The sequence below is a fragment of the Tissierellales bacterium genome (assembly GCA_025210965.1).
Taxonomy (GTDB): Bacteria; Bacillota; Clostridia; order Tissierellales; family JAOAQY01; genus JAOAQY01.
In genome coordinates, this window is sequence record JAOAQY010000150.1 from 1 (window position 1) to 14,203 (window position 14,203).

The window sequence follows — 14,203 nt, forward strand, 5'->3', positions numbered from 1 at the left end:
ACCTAGGATATAGAGCCTTTAATACTTTTGTATGTCTATTATTAATGACGCCTTTAATTGTCATGCTTGGTCACTATTTCTTTAATTCTGAGTTATTTCTTAGATTTTTATTTGGGCTTTCGTATGTAAATTATTGTACGGAAGAGAAGTGATGATATTTTCAATGATTAAATTGTGAAATGTTTGATTTGAAAGACGCCTTGTGATTAAATGTATGAGGTGTTTTTTTGTTGGAAATTTTGTGGGATGGGGAATCGCGATATGGATTTGTGAACTATGAGATTGAAATGGTGTTGACAATTTGAGGGAGAAATAGTAGAATCAAGATGAATGTGTCAAATAAAAAATTGAATTTGGAGTTCACAAAAGGTAGGTCTCCTTGTGTTCTCTGATGTAAGTGTGAGCGTATAGTAATGAAGGGGGTTAGGGAATGATAATAGCACCAATTAGCGCCATTCCATCGTGGGAAGGGTTTGAGTATCAACGACATATAGCATTATATATGACTTTAAATAAGATGTGTTATGAAATTGAAGCAGATAATGAAGACGACATCAATTTATATAAATTAGGTATTGAAGGGGAAGAAGATTTTTCAATAATAAAAGGCGATAAATATTTAAGTTTACATCAGGTTAAGGAAGGTGCTGTTAATCTTAATGATGTCGATAAAGCATGTTTTATATTATCAAAGTTACAGTATGATGCTGAAGAAGCTTATTTTCATGTTAATACATCATCAATGCTAGCAAATGATTTTGTTTCGAAAACATTAGAATATATTGATGAGCTTTTGTTAACTTTTAGTAAAGAAGTAAAAACGAGAGATGAGTTCGCCAGAGAAATTGAGAATTTAGAAGAAATAGAAGGAAAAGAAATAAAGAAAGGTGACTCAGAGTATAAGCGTGAAGAAAGTAAATACATCGTAATAAACAATATCACATTCAATACACCCAAAGGATCTGTTTATAAAATACTTGATCATGTGTGTACTGGCAATAAGAAAAAGGAAAATGTTGTTAACTCGATTAATGATGTTGTGAAAGAAATAAATTTATATAAATCTGAACTAGATGGTAAAATAGATTCTGACCTGTGGACAGTATATAATAGTAAATTTGATAAGCCAAATGATGTTATTTCAGAATCATGTAAGCTTATTGAGCGGATACTAATAAAAGTTCATCCTGAGGGTGAGATATACTATGATGAGGAATATTTTCAGTTTGTTTATGATGCGATTGTTATACTTTCTCAAAATGTAATCAGTGAACATAACACAAAAAGCAAAAAAAATGCATGTAAGATAGGATTTGAAGATATTCTTGAAATAATAAAAAAAGATCATAAGGCCGAAAGTAATACTACTGAATATATGTATTATGAGCTTCTTAAACTGATTAAGGAAACTTTTGCAAAATATCCTACAAGTGTGAGAACAAAATGTACTGAAAATAATTGTGATAATTGTGAAATTATAGATGAATGTAACTTATATCAACAAATGCAAGAAATCATAAATCACAGGAGTTATGGTGAAAAAAAAGATTTTTTATACAAACTGTTGTTGAGAACGCCTAAGAATAATTTGCCTAGGGACGCTGTAATAAATAATTTGTTTATTGCATTGTTAAAGAATATCGATGGCTTGAAATACTATGATTCTAATGTCATCTTAGCAAAAAAGAATGATTTGATTTACAGATTGACTCTAGATGAGAATGAGTATATTGATGATTTTGAGTTACAGTTAAAGGAGGAGTTGGGTTTCAATGATGCAGATAAGCTTTTAATATATGAATGTGATGTCTTAATTACGGATAGACTCAATGAAGATGATTACACATATAATCAGATTAAATTCAATGCTATGGGTTCGAATGAGCTAAATGAAATGAATGATTTAACATCGGATTCGATAGACAGTCAAAGGAAGAATTATAATAAATCCAAAGTTATAAAACTTATAAGTAAAGATGTTGCAGAAAAGGAGTTAATTGATAATGAATAAATTGATTGAGAAAATTTTCTATTCATATAATTATGAAGAGGTAAATGATATTGGAAGAGCATCTATTTCATTTTATAAACATCAAAAGCCAGAAATTGCAAATTATTTTATAGTATATACAATAGATTGCCGTGAGTTTGAAGATGATGAAGTACAAGTTTTAAATGCATTGGAGCAACTTGAAAAAGATTATGCTATCAAATCAGATGATTTAGAATACACATTGAAACAGAGTTTAATTAATTCTTTTAGCAATATTCAAGAAGCAAGCCAGATTGATAAGAACACATCTGCTATTTATTTAATGCGATTTAATAATATGGATAAACTTAGCAACTATAGAAATGCAGTGTATTCTATCGAAGAATCACCAAATTATTTTAAAAGATATGTTCTTCCCTATACTGAGGATCAAGTTGAACAATTAAACGTGGCATTAGATCAATACGGAGATAGATCGATACTTGATGCATTATCTCAAATCGTAGATAGCCAAGAAAATTACTTTAACCTAGTTAAAAGTAAATCTTTAGATAGTACATATGGTTTAGCTATTAGAATGTTTTCAAAGTTACCATTTTTACAGTATAAGTTCAAAGCGGAGTTAGCTCCTGATCCTATTGAAAAACAAATTGAAAAAGTTTTAAGTGATGAGATTTTAAAATATCATAAGATTCTTGATGAAAAAGAATTGAGCATTGATGAAATCCTTTTGTTGGAGGGCGACTTTTCAATGGAGGATGAAACCGTAGAGCAAGAACTTCAGAAAATGCTAGAGGGGGTAATTTAGTGAGTTATAAAATAGAAAGTTTAAAAGTTCGGAATTTTAAATGCTTTAATGAAAAAAAGTTTTATGAGTTTTGCTTTAAACAAGATACTAATCCCGTTATACTTTCTGGTCCTAATGGATTTGGCAAAACAACATTTTTTGATGCTACGGAACTAATTTTTACTAATAATATTACACGTCTTAATTCAGAAATTGAGGATGGTAGAACAAATCTCGGAAAAAACATATTATTAAACACGTCTTCAGAATGTGGCTATTTGGTATTAACACTAATAGATGATTCGAAAAATAGAGTAACAATTATCGCTGAAATTGATAATGGGCTTACAAAATTAACAATTAATACTGCATTAAGATTTACATATATTGAAGGAACGATTGATATTAATACTTTTGATGAGTTTATCAGATCAGGTTTAACATGGAAGAAAGCGATTTCAGAATTTGAATATCTGAACTATATCAAAGAACATTTCAATATTTATTATTATGTATCGCAGGCCGAATCTTTACATTTTTTGAAGAATAGTATTTCTAATAGAAAAGATAGTTTGACGAAGCTTCTTCAAACAGACATAGTGGATTCAAAAATAGATTATCTAGACAATAATTTGATTGGTGGTAGTTCGAAAAAAAAAGACGTTTTAATTAATGACGAAATAAAGTCAACCAAAATTGAATTAGGAAAAAAGTTAGAAGAGCTAAAAATCAAAATTAAAAACACTAATGATGGGTGTAAAGAAGTTGCTTATAAAAAACTGCTAGAATATCCAGATAAAATTGATATTAAAAATTGGGATGCAGAAACTCATTTAGACGAGAGATTAACAGATAAGCAATTTGAGGCATTTATTGATGAAGTTAATGCATTGCATTATTTATATAATGATATGGATGACTATAAAACTTGGAAGAAGAATAATGAAATCTTAAAGCTTTCTAAAAATGATGTTGCCATTGAGAACTACATAAAATATTATGATTTTATTGTTGATGACAAGTTAGATGTTAAGAAGATTGAGGATAGAATAGCTGAGTTAAACTATAAGTTAGATGTATTTAAGTATAGTGATTTTTTTAGAAAAGAGCTAGATATCTCGAAGTTCAAAATTGATGATTTAGTTAAGTTACAAGAACTGAAAATAATACCAGCAGATACTGACATAAAGGATCTACATAAGCAGGTTGAGGAAATAAAGATACTCAATAATAAAATAGGAAAAAATAGCAGAACAATTAATGAGATTATAGAAGCGAGAGAAAGGTTACACATATTAGGGAAAAATAATCCTAATTCACTTCATTGTCCTTATTGTAATAGTCCTTTTGATAATATTGATTTGCTAGAATCTGCATATAATTCCTTGAGTACGCAGTTAAAGAATTCACAAGGGATCCTTGCAACAAGATTAGCAAAAATGAAAAATAATTTTTCGAATGACGTTAATCTAATTGCTAAATCAATTAGCAAAGTCTTAGGTCAAAATTATGATGATGAAATTGAAAATGTAAGAATAAGTTCAAGTAATTATTCTATGTTTTTGAAATCAGATAAAAGTATGATGGATGTTGTGAAAATTCATAGAAATCTAGGTGAAGTGGATTCGTGGGTAACTCTTGATGAAACTAGTAAGATCATTGAAATTAAGAGAATTATTGAAGATAAAGTAACTGACTACAAAAACAAAGAATATTCAGTAAATAATGAAAAATATAATTACGATGAGTTTTATAAGAAAAATGCTAAATTATTATCTGTAGACCAACCAAAGTTAAAGGATTATGAACAGGTAAAGAATAAAATAGATTACCTTATTTTCAAATATAATTTGAGTAAAAATACAGATATTAATCAATGTAAAAAAGAAATTAAGAAATTAATTATCAAGAAGAAGAAACTTGAAAAAATACGCAATAACTTTGATGCGTTAAAAGATACGTATAAAGCTGAAATCAACGAGTACAAAAATTTAGTGCTTAATAAGTTGAGAGTACCGCTCTTAATATACACTGGGAAAATATTACAGGATTATCAAAATGGTCTTGGTGTGTTTATTAACGAAGATGAGATGCGATTTGTTTCTAATGGTGATGCTAAACATGATATTCTTAATACATTCAGTTCTGGGCAATTGTCAGGGTTTGTTCTATCGTTCCTTTTTGCTATGAATAAAAGATATATAACAGAAGCTTCGGATGATATTGGTTTTATTTTGATTGATGACCCAGTACAAACAATGGATGATATAAATATTGCATCCTTCATTGAAGTATTGAGGAATGATTTTCCAGATAAGCAGATAATTCTATCAACACATGAATCAGATAAAGAAAATTACATTTTGTATAAGTTCTTGAAATATAATCTTAAGGGACAATCTTTTAACGTTAAGGATAAAATGTATTAATTAAATATCAAAATGTATGTAATGCACGCGGTCACGGTATGGCCACGTGTGTTCTTTCATTTTTTTGTGTTTTATAATAATATTTGTTGTAAGATATATAGTTAATTGCATATAAACTAAATATATAATTAAATTGGAGAAAATAATTATGAGTATAGACTATGTAGCATTAAGGAAAAATCTAAATAAAACATATACAATTGAAGAGTTTAATCGGAGGTCAGAGTCCGAGCGTGATTTTTTCAAAGGTCATATTTGTTGTCCAAAATGCAAAGTTGATGCGGGATATCGAAAAGCATCTAGTGATGGAAAAATTGCATGTTTTTTTGCAAGGCATGTTCAAGGATGTCCATTCGCTACTACAAGTAAAAATAATAGTGGAAAAGATGGAGCTGAAACTAATAGAGTTGAGGTTGATACATCAGTTTTTGGAATACAGTGGAATTATAAGTCTAGCAAATCTTCTGGAGAGCATGAAGCTGGTGAGTCAAGTAATGAAGATAAAACATATCGAAATAGAAAATATGTAAAAAATCCTATAAAGGAAAGGCAAGCAAAGTTAACTTTAAATAAGATATTAACTTATTCACAAATAAATAAGTTACAAGAGGCAGATATTCAAATCAACATTAATGGAAAAGTACAGAATTTAGAAGATTGTGTACATCATGTGTCAGTAATTAATGATTCGATGTTAGGCTGTAACGCATTTTTTTGGGGAGAAATGAAATATTATAAAGGTAATTTTATTAACTTGCGTGATGCAAGTGATGTGTCAATTCGAATTTATGATGAAACTTTGAAAAAATTTGATTACCGATTTAGAGATAAGTTTTTTAATATTCAAAAGAGTAACTTAATGATAATATATGGAAAAATTACAAAAACTAAAAATAATAAATATTTAGTGAATCTTAATGATATAAATAGATTCTATTGTAGAGCTAAATAAAATTTTAATTTTACAAACATATAAGAGCAATTATTTATTCTAATTCTTATTACTTCTTCAATACATTTAGTGATACACTGATTGCAAATATTTTTTGGAAAAATTTTTTCTGGAGAATTTAATAAAAAATCTAAATAGAATTCAATTCGATTTTTTGAGTATTATAAAATTACACCAAAACTAAGAGAGCAATATGCATTTATGAACTATTAAATTGGAATCATATTGACAAGCTGAGTGTAGAAGAGTAAAATCGAGATGAGTATAGTGAAAAGAGAAAGGATGTTAAATTTTGAGCGCACAAGAGATAGGTCTATGTGTATTCACTAATAAAGTTTAGTTTTATTAAAATGAGAATTCAATTATTAATAAACGAGGTGAAAAATTTGTCTAAATTATCTTTTATCCATCTTTCAGATATTCATTTTGTGAGAGCAAGTAATGATCCATCAGATATAGATAAAGATTTGCGCGAAGCAATAATAAATGATTTAGAAATAAACGGAAAGAAGAACTTAAAAAATGTAGTAGGAATATTGGTTACTGGAGATATTGCTTTTTCAGGGAATAGAAAAGAATACGAAATTGCAAAAGAATATCTTAATAGAGTTTGTAATGTTTTTAATATTAAACCAAGTGATGTATATTGTGTTCCAGGCAATCACGATGTTAATCAGAATGTAGTAAATCGTTCAGAATTAATCTTTACAGCACAAAATGCTGTTGATGAAAAAAGCACTATAGATGATGCTGACAAAACATTTAGTAAATATATTAGTGATGATAATTTTAATGCACTATTTAAACCTATAAATGAGTACAATGAGTTTGCTAAAAGATTTGAATGCGATATTCACGCGGATAAGATATTTTGGCAAAAGGATTTTGTACTCGAAGGTAACTTGAAGCTTAGAGTTGTTGGGATAAATTCAGCTTTTTTATCTAATAGAACGGATCATCAAAAAGATAAGGAAGATCGTCTGATGTATATTGGACAAGCTCAAATTCCTTGCTATGAAAAGGACGTAGCTACTTTATTGATGTGCCATCATCCGCCTAAATGTTGGAAATTCAAAGATGATATATTACAACGTATAAATAAAAGAGCTGACATACAGTTGTATGGGCATATGCATTCGCAATCGGTAGAGCTTATGGATGAAAACGCAATATTATATTCTGGTGCAGTGCATCCTACTAGAACTGTTGATTGGTTACCTCGGTACAACTGGATTACTATAAGCAACAAAATAGAAACTGATGAACGGATATTAGAGGTTGAAATCTATCCTAGATGCTTAACAACTGATCGAGACTCATTTACCATAGATAGTACCTGCCATCACGGTGGAAATCATATATACCATGAAATAAATATAGATCGCAAACGTAAATCTGCATTACAAGATTGTAAAGGAGAGGTTTTCGTTAAAGAGGAGATTGAATCATGTACATCGAGTCTATTAGTGACTGAAACTTCTGAACTAATAGATGAACGTAAAATTATTTACGATTTTTATGAACTATCGTGGATTGATCAAATTAATATTCTTACACAGTTAACACTAATCACAAAGGAAACTTCGGTAAGATTAGACTCAAAAATGATAGGTGAAGCAATTAAACGTGCAAGAGAACAAGACAAACTTTCGGAGTTACACAACAAGATATTAGAAAAAATGGAGGAAAAGTTATGATGAACCAATTTGCTGATTTGTATTTTAGGGTATTTGCGGAAGCAAAAAATGAACAACTAGAAAAAAGATGGCAAGGAATAGAAGAATATTGTGGTCAAGAAGAAGTTGACATCTATAACCTAGTAAAAATGGCATATTCATTAAATGCTACTGATGAATTTAAAAATAAGTTTATTACTATATTTCAAAATATTGACATATCATTTCAGACTAGTTTTGCAAAAGAACAGAGCTTTCTAGCGTCTATTTGTTTAATGAAGCTTATGAAGGAATCCGATTTTAGTTTAGAGATTGCGCTTGCAGTAATGTGCTTATCTAAGTATAATGGTGAAATTTTTGTTCCTGAATTGGAAGAGAGAGCATATAAGATTTTTGGTGAAACTTCTGCTGGAATCAGAGAGCAGTCAGCAAAGTATCGGGAATGTTCTACTGTAGATTCAGATAAACTTATTGAGTCACTAGAAGAATTAACTGCATTAAATCAGAATCATATAGTAGAACTTTCAAATGCCTTAAAGGAAATTGTTAAAAATATTAAAATTATTAACCAAAATCAAGATCAAAATCGTGAAAATATTAATATTTTACAAGAAGATTCGGATATTTTATCTTGGATAACTGGAAGTTGGAGCAACGAATTAGAAAAACAAATTACAAATAAAATCTTACAGAAAGATATTGCTTTGATTCTAGCAAAAGAGTTGGCTGATTTTGTACAAGTTATTCCAGGACCTTATGCATTTGAAGCATTCTTAAAAAAAATGTTAGATAACTGCAGGAAAGAAGAAAAAAAATATTCACTTGTTACAATGGTGGATTCAATTGACGATGAACATAAATCATCAATTCTTTCGTGTTATTATTTGGATGATGCTAAACAAGAAAATACTCCGATATTATTTTCAATAAAGTGTGCATTAGATGCAAGGCAACCGGATGTATGGAAAAGCGTTGCAGTTAATAAACTTTCTATTAATATTGAATCAACAAAATATGAGACTTTAGAATGGGCAAAATTGCTATATTTTGAGTGCTTACTTGTTAAGATAGAGAGGCGTGAATAAGTTATGGAAAATAATAATGTGAAAAACAAAATGCCAACGTTAGAAGTTGAGCAATCTTCGGATATTGATAAACTTATAAATGACGATATTGAAACATTAGATTCAAATGAAATCATTGAAGAAGATGGGGAAAGTGGGTTTATAAAGTTACCTCATGGACTTGCATTAACAGTAGCAGAAACATACCCTATTACTGCTTCAGAAGATAGCAAAAAGATTATTCTTATAGGTCCATTCGACAGTGGTAAGACTACAATTGAGACAACCATATATCAATTGTTTCATCGAAAGCCTCTTGCGGGGTTATATTTTGCGGGTTCTCAAAGTTTGTGTGGCTATGAAGAAAGAGCATTTTATACTAGATTGGAGTCTAAAAAAGAAATACCAACAACGCCACGAACAAGTAGATTTGTTGACAAGATATTTCTGCATCTTAAATTGTATGATATTAAAACAAAAACAAAAACCAATTATTTATTTGGAGATATTTCTGGTGAAGAAATTTATTCACATTTAGGTAATGCAGAAACAATTTCTAAAAAAATGCCATATTTAAAGTCGGTTGATAGTTATGTTTTTATAATCGACGGGAAACAGCTTGCTGACAAAAATAAAAGAAATGGTGTAATAGATCAAGCTTATAATATGGCACGGACGATATTTGATGCTAACTTATATTTGTCATTTACAAGGGTGCAAGTTTTAATTAGTAAGTATGATATTATTAAAAAGAATGATGAGATTAATTTGGAAAAGATGATTGATAAACAAATTGGACGTATAGTTGACTTGTTAGGGAACTATGTGAGTGAAATAACCGTTCATAAAGTAGCTGCTATGCCAGAAACAGGTGATTTTGAAGTGGGTTATGGTCTTGAGAAATTGATTAGCATATGGAATAAACCACACACTGATAATCAAGTAGCTGAATCATATATGATTGACGGTCAATTGAATTCAGAATTTAATAAGCTTATTTATAAAATGTAGGGAGGTTGAAGCTATGTATAAAAAATGTTTTATAGCAGGTTTACCTAGTGCGGGTAAAACAACTTTTCTTGCAGCTTTATGGAATCTTATAAATTATGATTCTGATGCTAAGTTAAAGTTGAACAAAATTGAAAATGGACAATATCTTGCGAAGCTTAGTAATAAATGGGTTAATATGGAACCCTTGGAAAGGACAGTGCCATCTGGCGAGCAAGTAAATATAAGCATAAAATTAGAATTGTCTAACAAGACTACTGTTGATTTACAACTTCCTGACTTGTCTGGAGAAACCTTTCAAAAACAGTACGAGATGCGTGAAATTTCAGAAGAAGTTGTGAAATATATAGAAAATGCGGATGCAGTATTGTTCTTTATAAATGTAAGTAGTATTAAACTTTTGGGATTGATTGCAGAACAACCTTTTATTAACTCAAGTAATCTAGCAATTAATAATGATAGTAGAAAGCGTAATCCTAAAGAGGATGATCCTATTCAAATACAGGTGATTGAATTACTACAGTTTATTTTATTCATTCGAAAAAGCAAGATGATTAGGATAGGTTTCATGTTTTCTGCATGGGATCTAATAAAATCCAAGTTGAATGATATTAAGCCAGAGCAACTTCTTGAAGAAAAAATGAACATGCTGTGGCAATTCTGCCAAGCAAATCAGGATAGTATTGAATATCAAACTTGGGGAATCAGTGCCCAAGGAGGTAGCTTTAATGAGAAAGATTTACTGTTGGACAAAGAAAATCCTTACGAAAGGATTTTTGTTGAAGGGAATGATGGATATAAAGGCTGTGATTTAACACTTCCTTTATATCTATTAATGGGTGATATGGAATGAATGAAAATAGTATAATTATTAATCAGACATTACATGGATACTCGAATGGTCACCATTTGTTAAAAGCATCTATTTCATTATCGGACGATTCGAAGAGAAAAATGGATATTTTGAGCGATCTTTCTGGGACTGATGTTAAAGATGGATTTGATTTTTACTATTCTGGATACCTTCTTGAAAACGAAGAGATGGTAGTAGTATCAAAAACATGGTATGCAACCGAAATGTCTCGACCGGGCTGTGTTTGGACACATTCTCTATTAATACCTATTAAGGATTTGGCATTTTGTACTGCTAATATCAATTTGTTATTAAGCAAATTCAAACGTCCTGGCATTAATGAGAGTCAAACAAAATATTCTGAGTCATTAGTCATTGGTACACATGAAGATATATTGCAAAAATATGATGATAAAAAAATTCAGTATCTAATTTGGATTATGATTGGTCAGTCTCCACCCAATTATATTGTAGCAAAAGACTCGGAAGAATTTATTAGGGAGCTTTTGTTTATTTGGTTCATGTGCTATAGCGAGTTAAGCTATGACTATTCCTTTATTACAGGCACAAATTTTATAAAAAGTGATAATAACAATATAATTAGCTTACAGTTTTGCTCAAAGCAAGTTCGGAATAAATTAAGTCACTTATCAAGTAATATTACATTAATGAAAAGCATAGATTATGTGCAGAAGTTTCCACAATGGGTAATAAACACACATGCAATTTTGATAAATGGAGAGTGGGGTAAATTTTTAGCATTTAAAGAACTATTATGTGATGGGAGTTTAAGCGAAGTAAGCCTTACATCCTTCATAAAATTGTATTCTTGCTTTTATAATGAAAAAAATTCTATTGATATCTATGCTTCGCTAGAGTTAATAGATAAACTTTTTAGAGAAGATAGGTCGATGATAGGAAACAAATTACTTGAACTATATTTTCAAGGTGCTTTTCAAGAAATGGGCGTATATACTGCGTATTCAAATATAGTTATTGCAACAATAAAGTTTCAATGGATTGATTTGATACCAGAAACTTTAGAATTATTAATTCATAAAGGATTTTCTACAGATTTTATCGGTTCAAAAAAAATAGTGCGATATCTTGTTAAAATTGATAATTCACTACTACAAGAGAAATATTTACCAATATACGCCAGCTTATTATCTCCAACTTCTTTTGAAAGTTTTTCAGATATGGATTACAGTGTTTGTAATGTTTTAATTGCAATTAATTCGACATTAGCTGAGAGTGAAGCTATTTGGAAGCAATCTAGAGGATTTCAACATGGAATATTAAACTCATTGCAAATTTGCAAAAATGAAAATAGGCTGGATAATAAAGTGATCCGAATCATTTTGGATAATAGTGAGTTTGATTTTTCTAGTAAAATATATAATATATGGGGTGAAACATCCATACCTATTTTCCTTGAATATTTACTTGGAATAGAGCATCTAAGGCATAATAGTACTTCAAAAATGATTGAATTATGCAGGCAGCATTCCTATATTGCAGCAAGTTTATTTGAAAAGGATTTAGAAAGAATTACTAGTAAACAAATATTTGAATTAATGAAGATAATTAATCCGTTTACAGATAAACTTACATCAAAAAGCTTGATTTCAGCATATTCGTTATTTGATATAAATAGTCTAAGTGAAGATCAGAAAAAAGACATAGCAGATTTTTATCTGCCATTCATAATATGCAGCAAGGATATGCTCCCGTATGAAATTGTGGCATTTGTTGTAACTAATGTTCATGATCGTTTATCAAAACTTGTTTATCCTGAGAAAAAATGGGATAAACTTCAGAAATTCTTGCCATCAGTAACGATGTTTAATCAATGGGATAGATGTAAGAGATTAAGAAAGGCAATTAAGAGAAAGGGATACGAAATTAAACAATTAAATAAGTACAACGATAATGAGATGGATATCCACTGCCTGTAAATTTACTAAGATTGGACCTTCCCTATCAAACCGCTAAAAAATAAGTTCAAAAACACCATGCGAGTTTTTACTTGCATGGTGTTTTGTATTCACAAATTGAAACTTTCAAGTTATCAATGCAAAATATTTTTAAACCTACTTTCTTCTGTTTTAATCAAAAAAATTTAAATAAAAATTCAATTCGATATTTGGGTTAATCGAGAATTGCACCAAAAGTAAGATAGCACTATGAATTTATAAACTATGGGATTTGAGTTGGATTGACAAGCTGAGTGTATAAGAGTAAAATCGAAATGAGTGTGATGAAAAAAAGTTCATTAAATTTTGAGTACACAAGATATACGTCCACGTGTGTTTCAATAATAATGAAAAATTGAGGGGAGAATGTAATGAACCAAGATAAGATTAAATTAATAGAATTGTGGAATAAAGTAGCATTTAATTATGGCAAATTAGGACCTAATTATTGGGATAAGTTTGGAGAAAGATTAGTTAACTTATCACATATAAAAGAAGGCGTATATATATTAGATATTGGTACTGGACGAGGTGCTACTTTATTTCCTGCATCACATAGAGTTGGAATTAATGGGAAAATTATAGGGATAGATATTTGTGAAAATATGGTAGATATGACTAATGATGAAATTGACAGACAAAACATAAAAAATTCAAAAGTTCTTCAAATTAACATGGAAGAAATAAATTTCGCAGATGAATATTTTGATAATATTGTATCTGGATTTAGTATAGGTTATATATTAAATAATGATGATTATTTTAAAAATATTTTAAGAGTGTTGAAAAAAGATGGACAGTTGTCATTTAGTATGTGGGGAGTACAAAAAGATCAAAAATGGTTAACAAATATAGTAAATGAATATTTAAAACCAAATAAAAAAGAGGAAGACGTAGTATCACTAAAGCTTGATTCTGTAGAAGGTATAAGAAAATTGCTAGAAGATGCAAAATTAAAAGAAATAGAAATTTATGAAGAAGAAAATGAGGTAGTTTATTTAGATGAAAATCAATGGTGGGATGAAATGTGGAATAATGCTGTAAGAGGTATTTTTGAAAGTATAGAAAAACTTGGACAAGATAAATTTGAGGAGTTTCAATTAAAGGTAAACAATGCTTTACAAAATTATAGAAGGGAAAACGGAATATGTCTTAATATGAACGTCATATATGCTGTAGCTAAAAAATAAGTTCAAAAACACCATGCAAGTTTCTACTTACATGGTGTTTTTGTATCCACAAATTGAAACTTTCAAGTAATCAATGCAAAATATTTTTAGACCTACTATCTTCTTTTTCAATCAAAAAAATTTAAACGAAAATGCAATTCGATATTTGGGTTAATCGAGAATTGCACCAAAAGTAAGATAGCACTATGAATTTATAAACTATTGCATTTGAAAGTTTGAAAGCATTATGATATTTTGCTAATTAAAATCTTTGTGAAACTGTAAAATTTGATTCA

10 protein-coding genes are annotated in these 14,203 nt (G+C 29.4%); all 10 read left to right on the forward strand.

What is annotated here, in order from left to right:
* Positions 1-430: 430 nt before the first annotated feature.
* Positions 431-2,011, forward strand: coding sequence for a hypothetical protein (locus tag N4A40_10505; GenBank protein MCT4662281.1), 1,581 nt, complete (start codon positions 431-433; stop codon positions 2,009-2,011).
* Complete coding sequence (locus N4A40_10510; GenBank protein MCT4662282.1) at positions 2,004-2,801, forward strand: hypothetical protein; 798 nt, start codon at positions 2,004-2,006, stop codon at positions 2,799-2,801. The genes N4A40_10505 and N4A40_10510 overlap by 8 nt, the downstream gene beginning before the upstream one ends.
* Positions 2,801-5,209 (forward strand): AAA family ATPase, encoded by a 2,409-nt coding sequence (locus N4A40_10515; GenBank protein ID MCT4662283.1) that lies wholly within the window; start codon positions 2,801-2,803, stop codon positions 5,207-5,209. Before N4A40_10510 ends, N4A40_10515 begins: the two co-directional genes overlap by 1 nt.
* A 148-nt stretch (positions 5,210-5,357) precedes the next feature.
* A complete protein-coding gene (locus tag N4A40_10520) occupies positions 5,358-6,161 on the forward strand; it encodes a hypothetical protein (protein ID MCT4662284.1) in 804 nt (267 codons plus the stop codon).
* A gap of 386 nt (positions 6,162-6,547) precedes the next feature.
* Entirely contained in the window at positions 6,548-7,858 is a 1,311-nt protein-coding gene (locus tag N4A40_10525) for a metallophosphoesterase (GenBank protein MCT4662285.1), read from the forward strand.
* A complete protein-coding gene (locus N4A40_10530) occupies positions 7,855-8,922 on the forward strand; it encodes a hypothetical protein (protein ID MCT4662286.1) in 1,068 nt (355 codons plus the stop codon). The genes N4A40_10525 and N4A40_10530 overlap by 4 nt, the downstream gene beginning before the upstream one ends.
* Before the next feature lie 3 nt (positions 8,923-8,925).
* Positions 8,926-9,912, forward strand: a complete 987-nt coding sequence (locus tag N4A40_10535) for a hypothetical protein (protein ID MCT4662287.1) — start codon at positions 8,926-8,928, stop codon at positions 9,910-9,912.
* Between the two features lie 13 nt (positions 9,913-9,925).
* Complete coding sequence (locus tag N4A40_10540; protein MCT4662288.1) at positions 9,926-10,762, forward strand: hypothetical protein; 837 nt, start codon at positions 9,926-9,928, stop codon at positions 10,760-10,762.
* A complete protein-coding gene (locus tag N4A40_10545; GenBank protein ID MCT4662289.1) occupies positions 10,759-12,720 on the forward strand; it encodes a hypothetical protein in 1,962 nt (653 codons plus the stop codon). The genes N4A40_10540 and N4A40_10545 overlap by 4 nt, the downstream gene beginning before the upstream one ends.
* Before the next feature lie 389 nt (positions 12,721-13,109).
* Positions 13,110-13,928, forward strand: a complete 819-nt coding sequence (locus N4A40_10550; protein MCT4662290.1) for a class I SAM-dependent methyltransferase — start codon at positions 13,110-13,112, stop codon at positions 13,926-13,928.
* The last annotated feature ends 275 nt before the right edge of the window (positions 13,929-14,203 follow it).